This is a genomic window from Vibrio sp. SSH13-20, assembly GCF_040104475.1.
Classification (GTDB): domain Bacteria; phylum Pseudomonadota; class Gammaproteobacteria; order Enterobacterales; family Vibrionaceae; genus Vibrio; species Vibrio harveyi.
On sequence record NZ_JBECOU010000002.1, the window covers coordinates 209,405 to 229,220 of the forward strand.

At 46.7% G+C, this 19,816-nt stretch carries 11 protein-coding genes and 1 riboswitch; of the genes, 5 read left to right on the forward strand and 6 right to left on the reverse strand.

The genetic code is table 11. The annotated features are described in order from the left end of the window. Positions 1 to 51 precede the first annotated feature (51 nt). The gene (gene glpQ, locus ABMY42_RS06155; RefSeq protein ID WP_349266130.1) at positions 52 to 1,107 is read left to right on the forward strand and encodes a glycerophosphodiester phosphodiesterase; all 1,056 of its coding nucleotides are present in this window, start codon (positions 52 to 54) and stop codon (positions 1,105 to 1,107) included. Positions 1,108 to 1,503: 396 nt separating this feature from the next. Here glpQ and dapD read toward each other — a convergent pair whose 3' ends face one another. The 5 genes from dapD to ABMY42_RS06180 form a co-directional block, all read right to left on the reverse strand. Continuing rightward, a complete protein-coding gene (dapD, locus tag ABMY42_RS06160) occupies positions 1,504 to 2,535 on the reverse strand; it encodes a 2,3,4,5-tetrahydropyridine-2,6-dicarboxylate N-succinyltransferase (protein WP_005391708.1) in 1,032 nt (343 codons plus the stop codon). A 323-nt stretch (positions 2,536 to 2,858) separates the two neighbouring features. Continuing rightward, complete coding sequence (locus ABMY42_RS06165) at positions 2,859 to 3,842, reverse strand: GGGtGRT protein (protein WP_005450901.1); 984 nt, start codon at positions 3,840 to 3,842, stop codon at positions 2,859 to 2,861. Positions 3,843 to 3,865: 23 nt separating this feature from the next. Beyond that, on the reverse strand, positions 3,866 to 4,558 hold the full coding sequence (locus tag ABMY42_RS06170) for an iron-sulfur cluster assembly scaffold protein (protein ID WP_005450903.1): 693 nt from the start codon (positions 4,556 to 4,558) through the stop codon (positions 3,866 to 3,868). Between the two features lie 260 nt (positions 4,559 to 4,818). Then, positions 4,819 to 4,894, reverse strand: a riboswitch (Fluoride riboswitch). Positions 4,895 to 5,049: 155 nt separating this feature from the next. Continuing rightward, positions 5,050 to 5,349 carry a YebG family protein gene (locus ABMY42_RS06175; RefSeq protein ID WP_005380208.1) on the reverse strand — a complete coding sequence of 100 codons (300 nt, stop codon included), beginning with the start codon at positions 5,347 to 5,349 and terminating at the stop codon, positions 5,050 to 5,052. Positions 5,350 to 5,508: 159 nt separating this feature from the next. Beyond that, a complete protein-coding gene (locus tag ABMY42_RS06180) occupies positions 5,509 to 6,426 on the reverse strand; it encodes a LysR substrate-binding domain-containing protein (RefSeq protein ID WP_005450906.1) in 918 nt (305 codons plus the stop codon). Between the two features lie 112 nt (positions 6,427 to 6,538). Between ABMY42_RS06180 and ABMY42_RS06185 the strand changes: the two genes are divergently transcribed. Further along, entirely contained in the window at positions 6,539 to 7,513 is a 975-nt protein-coding gene (locus tag ABMY42_RS06185; protein WP_005450908.1) for a TDT family transporter, read from the forward strand. Positions 7,514 to 7,696: 183 nt separating this feature from the next. Here ABMY42_RS06185 and ABMY42_RS06190 read toward each other — a convergent pair whose 3' ends face one another. Beyond that, on the reverse strand, positions 7,697 to 9,520 hold the full coding sequence (locus tag ABMY42_RS06190) for a DUF3413 domain-containing protein (RefSeq protein WP_050932850.1): 1,824 nt from the start codon (positions 9,518 to 9,520) through the stop codon (positions 7,697 to 7,699). Positions 9,521 to 9,879: 359 nt separating this feature from the next. Here ABMY42_RS06190 and recC point away from each other — a divergent pair, with 359 nt between their 5' ends. The 3 genes from recC to recD all read left to right on the forward strand — a co-directional run bounded on the left by recC (position 9,880) and on the right by recD (position 19,784). Next, complete coding sequence (gene recC / locus ABMY42_RS06195) at positions 9,880 to 13,356, forward strand: exodeoxyribonuclease V subunit gamma (RefSeq protein WP_349266211.1); 3,477 nt, start codon at positions 9,880 to 9,882, stop codon at positions 13,354 to 13,356. 612 nt (positions 13,357 to 13,968) lie between these two features. Continuing rightward, on the forward strand, positions 13,969 to 17,607 hold the full coding sequence (recB, locus tag ABMY42_RS06200) for an exodeoxyribonuclease V subunit beta (RefSeq protein WP_349266131.1): 3,639 nt from the start codon (positions 13,969 to 13,971) through the stop codon (positions 17,605 to 17,607). Beyond that, positions 17,607 to 19,784 carry an exodeoxyribonuclease V subunit alpha gene (recD, locus tag ABMY42_RS06205; RefSeq protein ID WP_349266132.1) on the forward strand — a complete coding sequence of 726 codons (2,178 nt, stop codon included), beginning with the start codon at positions 17,607 to 17,609 and terminating at the stop codon, positions 19,782 to 19,784. The genes recB and recD overlap by 1 nt, the downstream gene beginning before the upstream one ends. The last annotated feature ends 32 nt before the right edge of the window (positions 19,785 to 19,816 follow it).

Genomic DNA, 19,816 nt, shown 5'->3' on the forward strand with positions numbered 1-19,816 from the left:
CATTAAAGGGGCGGTGGAATACTGCCCCTTCAATAAGCTAAGGAAAGAACAATGAAAACAACGTCAGTTTGCATGATGGTTCTCGCTCTGAGCATCTCAGCTGGAGCTATTGCACAACCGCTTGTTATCGCGCACCGTGGCGCATCGGGTTATCTACCAGAACATACTTTAGAAGCAAAAGCGTTGGCGTACGCGATGAAACCAGACTACATCGAACAAGATGTGGTGATGACCAAAGACGATCAACTCGTTGTATTGCATGATCATTACCTCGATCGCGTGACCGATGTAGCTGAGCGATTCCCGGATCGTGCTCGTAAAGATGGTCGTTACTATGCGATTGATTTCACGTTGGCAGAAATCAAATCATTGCGAGTCACTGAAGGCTTTAACATTGATGATAAAGGTAACAAGGTTGCTGGCTATCCGACACGATTCCCAATGTGGAAATCAGACTTCACCGTACCTACTTTTGCTGAAGAGATTGAGCTGATCCAAGGCTTAAACAAAACGCTGGGTTATGACATCGGTATTTACCCGGAAATCAAAGCGCCGTGGTTCCATCGTCATGAAGGCAAAGACATCTCAAAAGCGGTGCTTAAAGTTTTAAAACAATACGGTTACGATTCGCAAGACGACAAAGTATACCTTCAGTGTTTTGATGCGAATGAGCTTCAGCGCATCAATAGTGAACTCATGCCCGCAATGGACATGGATTTAAAGCTCGTTCAGCTCATGGCTTACACCGATTGGAACGAGACCATGGAGTACAAAGGTGACAAAGCAACACCATATAGTTATGACTGGATGTTTGAAGCCAATGGCATGAAGAAGGTCGCGGAATACGCGGAAGGGATCGGTCCTTGGAAGCCAATGTTGGTGGATGACAAATCAACCAAGGATAACATCATCACCAAACCTTTGATGAAAGCGGCAAAAGACGCGGGTTTGCAAGTGCATCCTTATACTTTCCGCGCGGACCCAGGGCGTATTCCTGCTTACACCGATAGCTTCGATGGCATGATGGACATCTTCTACAATCAGGTGAAAGTGGATGGTTTGTTTACTGACTTCCCTGATAAAGCAGTCAACTTTCTGAACAAGTAAAATTCTAAAAAGCTGAGTATTTGAAGTTCTCAGTATTACGTCACACGCCATGTCGTAACAATGTGCCCTCTCTCAGGCAATAAAAAATCCCCCAACAGTTTCCTGTTGGGGGATTTTTCGTAGGGCTAATTCACTGCAATACCTAAATGACTTCAAGATGCTCAGTTCAGAGTCTGCTCACTGATAAAATGACGAAGTGAAATAGCTCGCTATTTTCAAGTTATTTGACGTGGGAATCGTGATAGTGACACGCTCCCAAAGGGCGAGTTGTCTTGGCTTTCATGCTTTGTTAACGAGCTTTGATTTAGATTGACTAGATCTTCAACTCGTTGCCGCGCCTGCAAGCCAAGTCAGCCTCGCTGAATCAAGCATCTCGAGGTTAGTTGGGTATTCTTATTAGTTGTTTTTATGCAGTTCGCTGTTCAGTTCAACCGCGCTCTTGTTTGCAAGACACTCGATTTGACCTGTTACAGAGTTACGACGGAATAGTAGGTCAGAAACACCAGCAAGATCGCGTGCTTTTACTACTTCTACTTCTTGACCTGCAGAATCTAGCATGCGCACTTTAGAGCCAGCGGTTACGTATAGACCTGATTCGATAGTACAACGGTCACCCATTGGGAAACCAAGACCTGCGTTTGCGCCTAGTAGCGAGTTTTCACCGATAGAAACTACAACTTTACCGCCGCCAGATAGCGTACCCATGATAGATGCGCCACCGCCGATGTCAGAACCGTTACCAACCACTACGCCAGCAGAGATACGACCTTCAACCATGCTCACGCCAGTTGTACCCGCGTTGAAGTTGATGAAGCCTTCGTGCATTACCGTTGTGCCTTCGCCAACGTGTGCGCCAAGACGTACGCGAGAAGTGTCAGCGATACGAACACCAGTTGGTACCACGTAGTCCACCATTTTAGGGAACTTGTCTACGCAATCTACGCTTAGTGCACGACCCGCTAGGCGAGCTTCGATTTGACGCTCTGCCAGTTCAGGTAGGTCGATTGGACCTTCGTTAGTCCATGCGATGTTGTGTAGTAGACCGAAGATACCGTCTAGTACCGTGCCGTGCGGTTGAACTAGGCGGTTAGAGATAAGTTGAAGTTTTAGGAAGCCTTCAGCAACGCTTTGTGGCTGTTCGTCAGTTGCAAGGATAACCAGTACAAGTGGTTGTGCTGATTCTGCTGCTTTTGCTGCGAAAGAAGCGTTTGCCGCATCGCCGTTTGCTTCAAATGCTGCTGCCAGTTCTGCGCTTTGTGCTGCAGAGATCTCGATAGCTTGGTTGCCTTGCTCGTAACCTGCTACTGCTGCTAGTGCGTTAACAAGCGCTTCGCTTGGGTTAAGAACTGGGTTTGGGAAAAACGCTTCGATGATTTTGCCGTCGCGATTTTTAGTTGCCGTACCAAAGGCTAGAGAGAAGAAAGCCATAGTTGATCTCCATGTGTTGAGTCTTGTGTCTCGTCTGTTCACTGACAAGAAATAATTAAGTTGTCAGTCATCATAAAGAGAGTGTTGGGGAGTTTAAAGAGGGGAAATGGAGAAAGTCTGTAGATGGATACCTTTTGTCTTTTTAGAGATATGTTTGTCTGATGAGAAATGTGTCGCAAAAGCCTTCTCAGACCGATTTGGGGTAAAGACAAAGTGAAGTTGGAAAAGGGGCGCAGCAAAAAATAAGGGGAGGACCGAAGTCACTCCCCCTACACTGGGTTTGTTGGATTTAATCGCTTTGGATAGAAAGCGATTAAATCGGCTTAAAGGCTAAGTTCACCGACGGCTACGGCAAGTGCAACAGTTGCACCTACCATTGGATTGTTGCCCATACCGATGAAGCCCATCATCGCTACGTGTGCAGGTACTGAAGAGCTACCCGCGAATTGTGCATCGGCGTGCATGCGACCCATGGTATCGGTCATACCGTAAGAGGCAGGACCTGCCGCCACGTTATCTGGGTGTAGAGTACGACCAGTACCACCGCCTGATGCCACAGAGAAGTAAGGCATGCCTTCACGGTTACGTTCTGCTTTGTAGATGCCTGCTACCGGGTGTTGGAAGCGAGTCGGGTTGGTTGAGTTACCAGTGATGCTCACATCCACTTGTTCTTTATGCATGATAGCCACGCCTTCACGTACATCGTCTGCACCGTAGCAAAGGATCTCACCACGTGGACCTTGGGAGAAACGGCGACGTTCTACTTCCACTAACTCACCAGTTTGGTAGTTGTATTGAGTGCGTACGTAAGTGAAACCATTGATGCGTGAGATTAGGTAAGCGGCGTCTTTACCTAAACCATTCAGGATCACTTTCAACGGATTTTTGCGTGATTTGTTCACGTTTAGTGCGATTTTGATTGCGCCTTCTGCCGCTGCGAATGACTCGTGACCGGCAAGGAAAGCGAAACAGCCACTTTCTTCATTCAATAGACGAGCCGCCAATGCACCGTGACCGATACCCACTTGGCGTTGCTCTGCCACGCTGCCGGGTTTAGTGCACGCCTGAAGACCTTCACCGATGATGTTTGCTGCTTCTTCTGCTGTTTTTGCTCCGCGGAAAATCGCCAAAGCGGTGCCCAGTGTGTAGGCATCTGCCGCGCTTTCAAACGCGATAGGTTGAGTGTCCATCACTAGTGCTTTAGGGTCGATACCACGATCCATACAGTATTGGTAAGCCGCTTCCAGAGAAGAAAGTTGCATTTCGTCTAATGTGCGACGTACAGATTCAGTAATTGGAGTGTTCATAATCTCTTTCCTCTTGGTGGCAATTATTGTTGGCGTGGGTTAATGGTCGTTACGGCTTCGTCAAAACGACCGTAAGTGCCCGTTGCTTTTTCTGCTGCTTCTGCTGCAGATACGCCTTCGTTGATGGCTTTCATCATCTTGCCTAGGTTGAGATATTGGTAACCAATCACTTCTTTGTTTTCGTCTAGCGCGAGTTTTGTTACGTAGCCTTCAGCTAACTCCATGTAACGCACGCCTTTTGCTTTGGTTGAGTAGCTTGTACCCACTTGGCTGCGTTGAGTTTGACCAAGATCTTCCAGTGCCGCACCAATTTCTAAGCCGCCTTCAGAGAAAGCAGATTGAGTACGACCGTAAACAAATTGAAGGAAGATTTCGCGCATCGCGACGTTGATAGCATCACACACTAAGTCAGTGTTGAGTGCTTCAAGAATGGTTTTACCGGTTAGGATTTCTGCGGCCATCGCGGCTGATTGAGTCATGCCTGAACAGCCGATCGTTTCGATCAAAGCTTCTTCGATGATGCCGTTTTTGACGTTAAGGGTCAGTTTTGCTGCTCCTTGTTGAGGAGCACAAGCACCAACGCCGTGGCTAAGACCGGAAATCGCGATAACGTCTTTTGGATTGATCATTGCGCCTTCAACAGGGATCGGTGCAGAAGCATGAAGATCGCCGCGTTGAATCGGGCACATTGATTGGATTTCGTGTGAGTATTGCATAATGTTTTCCCAGTGTACGATATCCAGCATATTGGTCAGACTCAACGGCGTTGACTGCTCTTATTCGCTCCATCAAATAGAAAAACTATGTTCAGGAGGCTTACGCGTTTGTCGCCTTGTTGAGTTAACAACTATTTTGGATATCTTTTTAATTTTTGAGAAAACAGGAGCGGGGTTGGAGAAGAGTTGAATTGCTCACTACAGAACTCTTACTTTCACAATATAGGTGAAAGCATTTCCAACAGGGCTGACCTGTTCTCGTTTCTGTAGGAGTCATTAGCTTTAAAAGCGGTTTGAATCTTTCGATTCCGGTGGTACCCCATCACCGTGCCCATTTAGATTAGATCTAAGTCACACTAATCTGCAACATGAAATTTAGAGCAATTTGGGATATTAAATCGGTTCTTTATATTCTCAGAGATATATGGCGACAAACGGAAGGCATAAAAAAACGCCGCATGGTGCGACGTTTTTTTAAACAAATGAGAGGCTTACGCAGCGTCTTCTTGTTCGCTATCTTCTTCAACAGCTTCAAGCTTCTTTGCTTTTTTTGGCGCAGGCTTACGTTTTGCACCCAAAGCGTAAAGTACTTCTTCTTTGTTTTGCGCAAGGAACATTGCAAGATCTTCTTGCTTACCTTCGTCTTCTAGAAGTTCACTTTTACCTAGCAGTGAGAATAACTCGTCTGCCATATCCAGCATTTTGTCGTATGCGTCAGCTTCCGCTTTAGAGGTAAAAGTCATTTTCTCTTCTCCATTGCGTTCTACCACGTACTTGACGATTACAGCCATGGTTGGTCCTCTAACTTGATGAATTTATACTGGCTTTTTATACAGTTTTTGACCAATTAAGTCTAGCGACAAGCCTCAGAATGAGAGCCGGGTACAACTAACTGACCAGCATTTGAGCTATCTACCTTGGATTCTCTACCTTGAACTATCCACCTCGAACTAGTCATCTTTAAGGTGCGGGTTCTCTGGGCGTTCCCAATTTTGGCAGAATTCAATAAACGTGCGCAGAAGTGGGTTTTGATACTTCTCTTTGTGGATCAAAAGCCAGAAGCGGCGCTTCATATCCAAAGGCATGTTGAGCATCTTCACTCGACCATCGCGAATTGCAGGTTCTGCGGATAAGCGCGACAAACAACCTAAACCAAGCCCAGCAGATACCGAATTGATCAGCGCTTCAGTGGTGTTGAGCTGAAAAGCCTCATGCCAATGCTCTAAACGTGGAGCGATAACGCGCATAAAAAACTCTCGAGAACCAGAACCAGCTTCACGCAGAATCCACTCGGTGTCTTCGAGTTCATTTAGGCTGATAGGTCCTTCGTCATAGTTAGGGTAATCAGGTGGACAAATCACACACATTTCATCTTCGCTGAATTGCGTTGATTCTAGCTCTGGGTGTATGGTCTTGCCCTCAATGAGCGCGATGTCGAGTTCGTAAGCGATCAACATGTCACAAATCTGGGCAGAGTTGGAGATGAACAAACTCTGTGATTGGTGATTCGTTTCATCACGAAAATCACTTAACAGGTAAGGCGCAACTTGGTTGCCGATGGTGTCACTGGCACCGATGCGAAGCAGCCCTGATAAGGTTTGGTCGCCATCGAACACACTCTCAATATCCCGAGCTCGGTTGAGGAGTTCATCCGCGAGGGGCAAAAGTTTTTGTCCTTCTTGGTTGAGAATTAAGCGGTTGTTCACCCGGTCAAATAGGTGATGTCCGATTTGTTTCTCTAACTCAGACAGCGCCATACTTACCGCTGCTTTCGAAAGAAACAGGCTTTCTGAAGCCGCTGTCAGCGTTTTGTGCTGAGTGATCGTAGTAAAAACTTTCAGTTGTTTAAGAGAGATATGACTAGGCATGATATTCCGTTAAGTAAATCTGAACGTTAGTTTTAAATAATTAGATATATTGGAACGAAGTGCAAGAGTAATATACACCCCATAGAAAGTTAGCCTAGATTTTGAGGTCGTAATGATTCAAAGAACAAAAGCAAAAGTAATGGGAGCACCAACCCCAATGGCGGGTCTGGCTCTTGGTATTGCGAGCTTGGGTTGGAGTTGGGAAAACTTCGCCGAATTACATGGCTATGGACAGTGGATTAGCGCAGGTATTGCAAGTGTATTGCTAGCAATCTTGGCGGTTAAATTTCTTTTTCACAATCACTTGTTAAGACAAGATCTTGCGCACCCTGTGGTGGGTAGTGTCGTTCCAACTTTCGCAATGGGAACTATGGTGGTTTCAAACTCACTAGGGCATTTCTTCTCTGTTGCAGGTGACGTGCTTTGGTTAGTGGCGGTAGCTTTACATATCGTGTTCCTTGTGAGCTTTTTGTACCACCGCGCGAAAGACTTCGAACTACACCACATGGTGCCAAGCTGGTTCGTACCGCCAGTGGGTATTATCGTTGCAGACGTGTCTTTCTCTGGTAACCCAGTGCTTGCACCAATTGCACATGGTGCATTGATCTTCGGTATGGTGGCTTACGCTGTGATGCTGCCAATGATGATCTACCGTTTCATGTTCACTCATGAAATTCCAGATGCAGCAAAACCAACAATGGCAATCATGGCGGCACCAGCAAGCCTATCGTTGGCCGGTTACCTAACCGTAACAGCGACGCCTTCACCAGTGATTATTGCTCTATTGTTTGGTATCGCGGTATTGATGACAGCCATCATCTACTTAGCTTTCTTTAAACTGCTAAGACTGCCATTTAGCCCTGGCTATGCAGCGTTTACCTTCCCAATGGTGATTGGTGCGACAGCTCTGTTCAAAACAGCAAATTGGATGGAAGCAAATGGTCTAGCAGCGCACTATGTACAACAAGTTCGTGGTCTAGCAGGCATCGAATTAATTGTGGCAACGATTGTGGTGACTTACGTAGGTTTGCAATACATCAATAACTTGCTCATTCAACCACGCTTGATGACCACACATCACGCATAAAGCTGAAGTTTTACTCGTAAAGCAAAGTCTTTTGGTCTCTCTCGCCAAGAGGCTTTTTTTATATTGGTAGACTAGGTTATACGTCGACGAATAGATTCTATGTTGACGAGTAGATAAAAAAGCCACCCGAATAGGGTGGCAGGAAAGTTCGACACAATACTAATTCATCAAACTAGGGACTGGTTATCCCTTGTTGTAAAAGCGCGACATTTCATCCAACGATTGTTGGATGGCGTTCACTGGCACTTGGTGTTCGTTATCAACTTTCAATTGGTTATTGAGTTGCTGAGAGTGCCCACCAGGGTTTACCACTAACATAGTTTCTTTACCTACCAGCGCATAGTTGTAATAGCTTCCAGCGATGAACCAATCTCGCGGAACGCAATTGTCAAACAAGTCTCGTCCTACACTGTAAGATTGGGTTTCCCCTTTAACGTCGAATAGCTCGTTCATTAGGGTTGGCACGATATCAAAGTGCGTTGTGCGGTAATTAATTTGTTCCGGCTGATGATCTGGCAGATAAACGTACAGCGGCACGTGTACTTGAGTATCACTGTAGTTACCCGTATGACCCCAGTAGTTCATTTTATGATCGTTAAATTCCTCCCCATGATCGGAGGTAATCACGATAATGGTGTTCTCCAGATCAACGTTTTTCAGAACTTTTTCGATCAAACTATCAATGAAATATAACGAGTTCTTATAGCGGTTGTGGTAAAGCGAGGCGTCAAAATCGTTATCGAGCAGAATATGATCGACGCGCTCCCAGTAAGGTTTGAATTTGGCAAATTCAGGTTCTGGGAAACTGGTGCCGTGGGCAGAGTCATAAAACAAGAAGCTAAAGTATGGTTTGTCGCTATCCTGCTTTTGAAACTGAATAAACTCATCGGTGATCTGTTGATCTCGTTCGATTTGTGTTTCGCCAGTCTGCTTTAACGTAAGATCTTTCACCTTCTTAAAGACAGTGCGAGACAAAGGTGGGCTGGTTAATGGTGCGGAGCCAAAAATGCCCATTCGATAGCCTTGGTTTTGCAATGTATCCATGAATACAGGCGATTTCTGACTCGCATAAAAGCTGTTCCAATACGTTGCTGGTAAGCTGTAGAACAGGCTGAAAATGCCCGCTTGAGTAGAGTTACCACCGCTCATGTGTTGAGAGAAGTTGACCGTTTTTTCGGTGAACTTGCTGACACTTGGCATGATGTCAGGTGTTGCATCGCTGTAGCGCCACGCATCAACCAGTATGAAAAGGACATTAGGTTGTTTATCTTTACGTTCGACTTTAATAGGCGCCAATGGGTAATTGAGTGAACTGCTTTCAATATTCTTGAGTTCTACTCGGTTTTGAGATGCGATGCTTTGGTCAACTAAACCGTGACGGTAGATAAATTGGCGTGCAGTGAGTGGATAATACAGTGGCCAGTTATTTGAAAATTGGCTGACTTCATCATCGTAGAGCGCATTTTTATAAGCGTGGATCATCTGGCTACTTAGCAGCAAAGCAAACCAAATGCTGAGCAGGATAAACTTCCCCCGGCTCTGAACAAGTTTGTGACTAAGCCAAACGGTACATGCGAGACCAATGATAAGCAGTGCAATGTCGCTAACAAAGATCAGCCAGCTCATCCAAGAGATTTCAAATACGTCACGACCGCCTTCAAAGAACATGCGGATCAGTAGACCATTGATGTGCAGTTTGTATTGCTGGAAAACGAGGATATCGACTTTCAGCATGATCAAGATTGCGATTGCAATGGCGATCACAACGGCTTTGAACATGCGTGTCGGCAGAAAGGATAGCAATAAACAACCTAACATCATTGGCATAGCAATCAATCCCAGCCAGCCTAGTTGTGTCGCGACTAAGTAGTACTTTTGCAGAAATGTGAGCGGTTCTGCTTGGCTATTTGACAGCAAAAATGGGTAACAAGCGATCGACAGATAAAGAGCAAAGCAGGCAAAAAAAGCCATCAGCCAAGCACTATTAGAAGAAAGTTTGCGTAACATACTTTGATATTCCAGTATTTCTCGCCCATTTAATTGAACTTAGAGTGGATATCCACCGAAGAGAGGTGCAATTTCGCCTCCAATTGTTGGTTTCAAACCAATATTCAATATGATGGGTATTGTTATAAAAATTTGTGATGATTATAAAACAGTGTTTTTTATCATGAAATACTTGTGACTGATGTCACGCTTTGTATTTGCGTGTAAGACGTTGCTTACAAATGTCAGTTGTTGGTTATTTGAGCACAGTTTGAGTGTTCTCTAACCTTTTGTTATTTAAGCTATCGAGATCGCTCTAGGAATAAATGCGGCTGTGCTAAGCTTGCTAGCAGTTTCCATTGGCATTCGGTGCACTTACTTTGTTTACTGTCTATCACTCCAATCAGGTCGATGTTCTCAAATCACTTCTTGTTGAACTGATTCGCATCAACCCATTAGAAAACCCATTCGAAAAAGAGCAAATTCTGGTGCAGAGCCCGGGTATGTCTCAGTGGTTAAAAATGGAATTGGCGAAAGAGTTTGGTGTTGCGGCAAACCTAGAGTTTCCGCTGCCAGCGACCTTTATCTGGGAAATGTTTACCCAAGTATTGGCTGATGTGCCAAAGCGCAGTGCCTTCAACAAAGAAGCCATGACGTGGAAGCTGATGCACTTGCTTCCGGGTTTGTTGAACGAAGCGTCATTCGAACCTTTGGCACGTTATCTTCAAGACGACAGTGACAACTCCAAGCTGTATCAATTAGCAGAGAAAATTGCCGATATCTTTGATGGCTATTTGGTGTACCGCCCAGAGTGGATTGCAAGCTGGGAAGCAGGAGAAACGGTGCCTGAACTTGAAGACGAGCATCCATGGCAGCCGATTTTGTGGCAGGCATTGTACGACCACACGGTTACCCTTGGGCAATCGCCTTATCATCGTGCCAATTTGTACGAACACTTCATTGATACGCTCGAAAACTTCAACGGCAATTTTGATCATCTGCCGAAGCGTCTGTTTGTGTTTGGTATCTCTTCACTGCCGCCACGTTACATGGATGCGCTAAAAGCCATAGGTGAACATATTGATGTCCATCTAATGTTTACTAACCCCTGCCGTTATTATTGGGGTGAAGTACGCGACCGTAAATTCTTAGCTCGCTTAGCGGCAAAACATCGTCAGCACGTGGTGTGGCAAGAAGACCATTCTGAAGTGCAAGGTGAGAGTGAGCAGTTAAAAGGTTCACTAGAAGAAAACGTGGTGGATGAGCTGCATACCGATGTGGTGGGTAACAGCCTGTTGGCGTCGATGGGTAAACTTGGACGCGATAACATGTATCTGTTGTCGCAGCTTGAATCCCATGAGATAGAAGCTTTTGTTGATGTTGAGCGCGACAGTCTGCTCCATCAACTTCAAGCCGACATTCTTAATTTAGAAGAGCACCAAGACGACGAGCAAATCGACAGCAGTCAGCACAAACAAGTGGTGAGTTTAGGTGATAAATCTCTGAGCTTACACTCTTGCCACAGCCCAATGCGAGAAGTGGAAGTGCTACACGATCAGCTTTTGGCAATGTTCGATGCTGACCCAACACTGAAACCGCGCGATATTATTGTCATGGTGGCAGACATCAATGCCTACAGCCCTGCGATTCAGGCGGTATTCGGCAATGCGCCGGGTGAGCGATTCATTCCTTACTCGATTTCAGACCGAACGGCCGATCAAGAAAGCCCAATTTTGGCGGCTTTCATGCAACTTGTTAATTTACCGAATACACGTTGTTTGGCTTCTGAATTACTTGAGTTGTTAGAAACGCCGGCGATTTTGAAGCGATTCGACTTAAGCGAAGATGATTTCCTTCAAGTCAAACAATGGGTAGAAGAATCCGGCATTCGCTGGGGGCTAGATAGCCATACGGGCAGCGAATTTGAACTGCCAGAAACACGCCAAAATACATGGCAATTTGGTATTCAGCGTATGTTATTAGGCTACGCGATGCCAGAATCTGCCGGTTTGTTTGAAGCGCAAGAGGGTAGCCTCTCGCCATACAATGAAGTGCAAGGCATGGGCGCAGAACTTGCTGGTAAGTTAGCCCACTTTATTCAACAAATTAGCCAATATCGCCGCAAACTTTCCCATGTTCAGTCGATTGATGCATGGCGTGAAACTTTGGTGGCAATGTTGGATGACTTCTTCTCTGTTGAGCTAGAAGGGGAAATGGCACTTAAGTCGATTCGAGATACCTTGAGCCAACTGAAAGAACAGCTAACCGATGCGGCATTTGATGATGCCTTGTCGCCATCTATTGTTAGCCAGTATCTACAAAACAAGCTGTCAGGAACACGGGTCAGCCAGCGCTTCCTTGCTGGACAAGTGAACTTCTGTACACTGATGCCGATGCGCTCGATCCCATTTAGAACCGTATGTTTACTCGGTATGAACGATGGTGTTTACCCGCGCTCAATGCCACCAGAAGGTTTTGACCTAATGACAGGGCGCACTAAACCGGGCGACCGTTCACGCCGAGACGATGACCGTTACCTATTCTTAGAAGCCGTGCTGTCTGCACAGCAAAGTTTGTACATCAGTTATGTTGGACGTTCTATCCAAGACAACACTGAGCGCGTGCCGTCTGTGCTGGTGTCGGAGTTGATGGAATATTGCCATCAGAACTACTGCCTAGATGGCGATCAAGACCAGCCTGTCGATGACTCCGGAGATAAACTACTCAACGAGTTAGTGAACGTACATGCCATGGTGCCATTCAGCCCAAGCGCATTCCAAGGTTCTCATTCAAGCTATGCCAAAGAGTGGATTCCAGCTGCGTTGACCCAAAGCAATCAATCGCAAGGTCATGCGCGTGGCGAGTTTAACCGCGCATTGGATGATTACTTGCTTGGCGCAACCTTCCCAATCGAATTGGATTTGGTGGAATTACAACGCTTCTGGCGTTTGCCTGTGCAGTATTTCTTTAACCGTCGTTTGAAAGTGATGTTCGAGCCGCCGTTACCTGTGATGGAAGACGATGAGCCGTTTGTTTTAGGTGGCTTAGAAAGCTATCAGATGCGCGATGAGTTATTAGAAACCTTGCTCGAAACCGCCATTACTCAACCGTCCGCAAAAGCAGACGTACTCAAGCACTTCATGAGTGAGCAACGCGCGCAGGGCAAATTACCGGTTGGCGCATTTGGTGATATCGAGTTTGAAACCAACCGCGTGCAAGCGGAAGAGTTGGTGGATAAGTTGGCGTTTTTATCCGGTGCGCCGCAAGACGATTTAGAAATCGACCTTACCTTCGATGTGCTTGGTGAAGGAAAAAACATCCGTCTAACCGGTTGGCTAACTCAGTGTTATCAGTCTGGGTTGATTCGCTACCGAAGCGGTAAAATTCGTGCGCAGGATTATCTTGCTGCATGGATTGATCATCTTGCTATGTCTGCCTCTGGTCAGGCTAGAAAGACCCACGTTATCGGTTATGACCGCAAGGAAGGCGCGGTGCATTTAGTTTACCCTGCAATGGCAGACGCTGAGCAAGCGAAACAATTTCTTGCTGAATTAGTACGTCTGTTTTTTGAAGGCATGACTAAGCCATTGCCATATTTCCCGAAAACAGCACTGGCGTGTGTCGAGGCGGGCTTTAGTCGTGGTCACTGGGCTGATGACGAAGAGAAATCGCTGAAGAAAATGGCGGACGCATTCAATGATGGGTACATGAGCCCAGGCGAAGGAAACAATGCGTATATTTCGCGTATTTGGTCTGCTTGGAATGATGAGCTTGCAGCAGAAGTTCGCACACTGACTGCATTGGTTCTTCAAGGCGCAAGATTGACGGCGATGGATGCTGAAAGTATACCCAAGTAACCTCAAGATGCTTGGTTCAGCGAGATTGACTTGGCTTGTAGGCGAGGCGATGATTTGAAGATCTAGTGGCTCTAAATTAAAAATCGTCAACGAAGTATACGAGCCAAGACAACTCGCCCTTCGGGAGCGTGTCACTGAAGCAATTTCATCGTCAAACAACTTGGAAAGAGTAATCTATTACACAGCGTTGTTTTCCTTGCTTATTTTCGATAAACAGGGAATCAGTGACAACGCTCTGAATCCTGTATCTTGAAGTCACTTGGGTATAAGAATAAGTTGGATTATTTAGATAAAGAAGAGAGTAGGGTGGCCGCCAGAAAATCATTATTTTTTGTAGGGCGTTCGCTGTACGGCCACAAGGTCAGAGGGACCATGATTCGTTTGAGTGTAGCCGCCTGAATGGCTTGGCTTATCTCGTGAGGCGCATACTAACGGTACTCCGTAATGATAACCGTGAGTGAGATCCCACAAAGGTTTAAATATTCCAACCTATTAGACTCATTAATAAAATTTTTAACGATAGATCACATTATAGGGTTTGTTGATCTTTAGATGCGAAACGCCTTTGAAGATCCACATGTCCTTGTTGAATACTTGGAGAGATTCAGCGTTATGGCGCAAATGTCAGTTCCAACTCCACTGCAAACCATGACTTTTCCGCTGCATGGTGCAAGGCTAATTGAAGCATCTGCGGGTACGGGTAAAACCTTTACCATCGCGGGTTTGTATCTGCGACTCCTACTAGGGCATGGCACGACTGATACCAAACATCGCGTGCCGTTGACTGTGGATCAAATTCTGGTAGTGACTTTTACCGAAGCCGCAACTGCAGAGTTACGTGATCGTATTCGTGCGCGTATTCACGACGCGAGGATCGCATTCGCTCGCGGACAAAGCTCAGATCCTGTGATTCAACCTTTGCTGGAAGAAGTTGAGGATCATAAGCAAGCCGCTGAGATCCTATTGCAAGCAGAGCGCCAAATGGATGAAGCCGCGGTGTACACCATTCACGGTTTCTGTCAACGCATGCTGACGCAAAACGCATTCGAATCCGGTAGTCGTTTCAATAATGAGTTTGTGACAGACGAAAGCCATCTTAAAGCGCAAGTGGTTGCCGATTATTGGCGTCGCAACTTCTATCCTCTGCCATTCGCTTTGGCAGGAGAAGTGCGTCAACTATGGGGCTCGCCATCGGATCTGTTGTATGACATCAGCAACTACCTCACGGGTGCGCCGCTAAGTCTCTCTGTTCCTGCAATGCAAGGTAGCCTTGCCGATTTGCATGAGCAAAACTTAAAGCAAATTGATGCTTTGAAAGCCCAATGGTGTGATAGCCAAGAGGATTTCCTCGCACTGATTTCTGATTCCGACGTCAACAAACGCAGCTACACTAAAAAGTCTTTACCGACATGGTTAGAAGCGGTAAACGCATGGGCTTCGACAGAAACCACGGGCTATGACTATCCAGATAAGCTGGAGAAGTTCGCCCAGAATGTGTTGTTTGAGAAAACCCCGAAAGGCACTGCGCCACAGCACCCGGTGTTTGACGCGATAGAAGCTTTTCTTGCCAACCCAATCAGCTTAAAAGCGCCATTGTTAGCTCATGCGATTGAGCATTGTCGCGTGATGCTGGCAAAAGCAAAAAATCAGAAGCAATGGTTGTCATTTGATGACTTGCTGACTCAGCTTTCTGCCTCGATTGATACCGATGAAACCGCACTACTGACAGAGCGCATTCGCACGCTTTATCCGGTTGCGATGATCGATGAATTCCAAGATACCGACCCACTGCAATACAGTATTTTTAGCCGCATTTATTTGGATAATCCTGAGTGCGGTTTGTTTATGATCGGTGACCCGAAGCAGGCGATTTACGGCTTTCGTGGGGCGGATATCTTCACTTACATTAAGGCTCGTAACCAAGTTAGTGCTCACTACACGCTTGGTACCAACTGGCGCTCAAGTGCCGATATGGTATTGGCTGTGAACCAGATTTTTGCTCTGCCCGATAGCCCGTTTATTTATGACTCTGACATTCCATTCCATTCTGTGGATTACAGCCCAAGTGCCGACAAACGCGTTTGGACCATGGGTGGTAAAAAACAGCCTGCACTGACTTATTGGCTGCAAGAAGCGGAAGATAAACCTCTGCCAAAAGGTGAATACCTCACCGCTATGGCAGAGGCGACAGCAAGCCAAATTCAAACCATTTTGACCTCAGCGCAACAAGGTCAAGCGTGTCTGGTCAATGGCGAAAAGCAGAAACCAGTCAAAGCGGGCGACATTGCGGTGCTGGTACGAACGGGTAGCGAAGGTCGCATGGTCAAACAGGCGTTAGCAGACCAAGGCATTGCCAGCGTGTATCTTTCTAACCGCGATAGCGTGTTTACCAGTTCCGTCGCACAAGACTTACAGCGTTTGCTGCAAGCGGTGTTAACGCCAGAAAATGACAGAGCATTGCGTGCCAGCCTAGCATCAGAATTATTTGCTCTAGATGCAGCCAGCTTAGACGCCCTCAACAACGATGAAACCGTGTGGGAAAACGCGGTTAACGAGTTCAAAGAATACCGTAAGCTTTGGGTGCAACGTGGTGTGCTTCCTATGCTGCGAGCAGTGATCAGTAAGCGTCATATTGCTGAGCGTTTGCTAGAAGAAGGGGCGAGCTCGCAAAGTGAGAACGGTGAGCGAGTACTTACCGATCTGATGCACATTGGCGAACTATTGCAGCAAGCGAGCAACGAATTAGACAGCGACCACGGTTTGCTGCGTTGGTTAGCGCAATCCATCAGCGATGCAGAACATGGGCTAGGTGGCAGTGATGACCAAATTCAGCGTCTGGAATCAGAGCGTAACTTGGTGCAAATCGTCACCATTCACAAATCTAAAGGTCTGGAATATGACTTGGTCTTCTTGCCATTTGTGTTTGGTTATCGAGAAGCAAGTGAAGCCAAATACTACGACGCAGAGAACGATCGCACCGTACTCGATATCACTGGTAATGATGCGTCGTTAAAACAGGCAGATAAAGAGCGCCTTGCTGAAGACTTGCGTCTTATATACGTAGCGCTAACGCGAGCCGTGTATGCCTGCTTTATTGGCGCTTCGCCGCTGCGCAATGGTCGCTCAACCAAAGAGCCAACCGGCGTGCATCACAGTGCGATTGGTTACTTGGTGCAAAATGGTCAAGAGGGTGGCATCAACGACCTGTTTGTAGGACTGAAGAAGCAGCAAGAGAATCTCGATAACGTCGTGATTTGTGAGCCTCCAAAGCAGCACGACGAGATGTATGTTGCGGAGCAAACCGAGTTAGAAGCGTTGACTGCCAAAGAGCTGCAAAACCCGATTGATAGAAACTGGCGCATTACCAGTTACTCGGGCTTGGTTAAGCAAGGTTCTCATCATGCTGAACATGACGCGACGATTGAAATCACCGGCTTTGATATCGATTCTTCAGAAGAGCAAGATGAGGCGGAATTGGTTGAGCCAGAACGCTCTATCTTCAACTTCCCGCGTGGCGCACGTCCGGGTACTTTCCTGCACAGCTTATTTGAGGAAATAGAGTTTACTCAACCTGCGACATCGGAAGAGAACACCCAAATCATCCTCGGTTTAATGGAAAGTGAGCAGCTTGATGAAGAGTGGCTGCCAATCCTGCAACAGTTGATTGATACCGTGCTGGCAACGCCGTTGGATAGCAAAGCCCTGCTGCTCAATCAAAAAGGCCCGGCGCAGCGTTTGGTTGAGATGGAATTCTTATTGCCGATTGAAGTGTTGTCTGCACCTGCATTGAACCGCGTGATTCAACGTCATGATCCGCTGTCTGCCAAAGCGGGCGATTTGGGTTTCCAAACCGTGCAAGGCATGTTGAAAGGCTTTATTGACTTGGTGTTTGAGCACCAAGGCAAATACTACGTCCTCGACTGGAAATCGAACCACTTAGGTGATGATGTATTCCATTACCATGGCGATGCGTTGAAGTCGGCGATGGCGGATCATCGCTACGATCTGCAATACCAAATCTACGCTTTGGCGCTGCATCGTTTCTTGCGTAGCAGATTGCCAAATTATGATTATGAACAGCACTTTGGCGGCGTTTATTACCTGTTCTTGCGTGGTATGGATGGGCAAAGTGATCATGGTGTTTTTTCTGCCAAGCCAACCTTTGAATTTTTACAAGAGATGGATCATTTGATTGATGGTCAAGCACCTGACACGCGATCCAGTGAATCTGGTCAGATGGAGTTAATTTGATGAAAACTAATGATCTTCTTTCTGAGCAAAGCAGCCCAGTGGCAACACGAGATCTAGCGGCAACACCAGATCTATTGGAAACGTTAGAATCGCTAGCAAATAAAGGGGCGATTCGCCAGTTGGATTTCCAGTTCGCGCGCTTTATCTATTCGCAAGTTGAGCAACAAGCGAACAGCCAAGAACTGGCATTTATTGCTGGCGTGGTCAGCAGTGAGTTGGGGAAAGGACATATCTGTTTGCCTCTGTTTGATAGCCAAGGGCAACCAGCGGATCTTGCCAGTAAGCTTGGTCTGTTTGGAGAGTCTGCGTTAGCGCTTAATACTCAGCTGCAAGGCGTTAACTGGGTTGAGCTTCTGCAAGCGTCGCCTTTGGTTGGTGCTCAAGGTGAAGCCTTGCCAATGATGTTTGATGGTGAGCGTCTCTACTTACATCGTTACTGGCACTATGAAGTGACGTTGGCGGACAAGCTCAATCAACTCAGTGCGGCTGTAAATCTACAGCCTCAAGAGTTCACACGTTTGTCTGAGTTGCTGCATCATTTATTCGCTCGTCAGTACCACTTTCTGTTCAATGCATTAGCCAAAGCGACAGAGGCAGGAACCAGTAACCAGGTGCTACGCCAGCAATTAGTCTGTGACCATTTGGATGTGGTTACTGTAGACAGTCTCGATTGGGCTGCCATTGATGCGGCAGTCTGCCAAGCGAAACAAGTTCATGAATTGCAAGTACTGAACAAGCTTGTACCATTATCGGCTTGTGTTAACTGGCAGAAAGTCGCTGCTGCGGTGGCACTGACGCGTCGTTTTGCGGTGATTTCCGGTGGTCCGGGTACGGGTAAAACCACTACGGTAACCAAACTGCTTGCCGCATTGATTGAGCAAGCAGGACAAGAGAAAAACCTCACCATCAAGCTGGTGGCGCCAACAGGTAAAGCGGCAGCGCGTTTGACGGAATCTATTGGTAAAGCGATTCAAGAGTTGCCAGTGGAGCCTGAGCTTAAAGCGAAGATTCCAACCGAATCGAGCACTTTGCATCGCCTGTTGGGCGCGATCCCGAACAGTGCAGAGTTTCGTCACAACAAACAAAATCCGCTGCACCTCGATATTTTAGTGGTGGATGAAGCCTCCATGGTCGATCTGCCGATGATGTACAAAGTCGTCGATGCGCTGCCAAAGCATGCACGTTTGATTCTACTGGGAGATAAAGACCAGTTAGCATCGGTAGAGGCAGGTGCGGTGCTAGGTGATATCTGTTCGTTCCACGCATTTGGCTTCGGCAAAGAGCAGGCGTCTGCAGTCGCGAAGTTAACAGGCTTTGACACCTTGGCGTACAGCACCAACAGTAATGCTTCGATTGCCGATAGTTTGTGTATGCTGCAAAAGAGTTACCGATTCGATGCCCGTTCTGGTATCGGTCAGCTAGCGAAAGCGGTCAATGCAGGCTCAGCCGCAAAAGTAGACGACGTGTGGAATCGTGATTTTGCTGATATCGAGCATTTCGCACTGAGCAGTCAAAACTACAATCAGATGATGCAGACTTTGGTTGCCGAATATGGTCGTTATTTGAAACGCATCGGACAGCAAGAGATTGACCAGAAGACTGGGGAGCCAGAAACACTGACCCACAAAGCCAAAGCCGTGTTGGATACCTTTAATCAATGCCGATTATTGTGTGCCATCCGTGAAGGTGATTTTGGTGTGACCGGTTTAAACCAACGCATTGAAAAAGCACTCGCGGCACGTAAGTTGATTCAAACCCAAGAAGAACTTTGGTACCACGGTAGACCAGTGATGGTCACGCGTAACGATCATGGCTTGGGATTATACAACGGTGACATCGGCATTTGTATGCGAGACGACAGCGAAGGTGAACCGCGTCTTAAAGTGTTCTTCGAACTGCCGGATGGCAGCGTGAAGTCGGTGCTGCCAAGCCGAGTCCCTGAGCATGAAACCGCATATGCGATGACCATTCATAAATCACAGGGCAGTGAGTTTGAATACACGCTAATGATTTTGCCGCCAGATTTCAGTCCAATCCTCACTCGCGAGCTGATCTACACAGGAATTACTCGCGCGAAGAAACGCCTTGCGATGTACGCTGAGATGAATGTCCTCAAGCGTGGTATTAAGGTGAAAACTACCCGATCGAGTGGGTTAGTATCTCGTTTATCTAGTTAAAACAAAAAGACCGAGCACGATGCTCGGTCTTT

Bases quoted from the DNA above. Each gene is read 5' to 3' on its own strand.
- glpQ (WP_349266130.1), top strand. From the start codon at position 52: ATGAAAACAACGTCAGTTTGCATGATGGTTCTCGCTCTGAGCATCTCA.
- dapD (WP_005391708.1), bottom strand. From the start codon at position 2,535: ATGGCTTTCTTCTCTCTAGCCTTTGGTACGGCAACTAAAAATCGCGAC.
- ABMY42_RS06165 (WP_005450901.1), bottom strand. From the start codon at position 3,842: ATGAACACTCCAATTACTGAATCTGTACGTCGCACATTAGACGAAATG.
- ABMY42_RS06170 (WP_005450903.1), bottom strand. From the start codon at position 4,558: ATGCAATACTCACACGAAATCCAATCAATGTGCCCGATTCAACGCGGC.
- ABMY42_RS06175 (WP_005380208.1), bottom strand. From the start codon at position 5,349: ATGGCTGTAATCGTCAAGTACGTGGTAGAACGCAATGGAGAAGAGAAA.
- ABMY42_RS06180 (WP_005450906.1), bottom strand. From the start codon at position 6,426: ATGCCTAGTCATATCTCTCTTAAACAACTGAAAGTTTTTACTACGATC.
- ABMY42_RS06185 (WP_005450908.1), top strand. From the start codon at position 6,539: ATGATTCAAAGAACAAAAGCAAAAGTAATGGGAGCACCAACCCCAATG.
- ABMY42_RS06190 (WP_050932850.1), bottom strand. From the start codon at position 9,520: ATGTTACGCAAACTTTCTTCTAATAGTGCTTGGCTGATGGCTTTTTTT.
- recB (WP_349266131.1), top strand. From the start codon at position 13,969: ATGGCGCAAATGTCAGTTCCAACTCCACTGCAAACCATGACTTTTCCG.
- recD (WP_349266132.1), top strand. From the start codon at position 17,607: ATGAAAACTAATGATCTTCTTTCTGAGCAAAGCAGCCCAGTGGCAACA.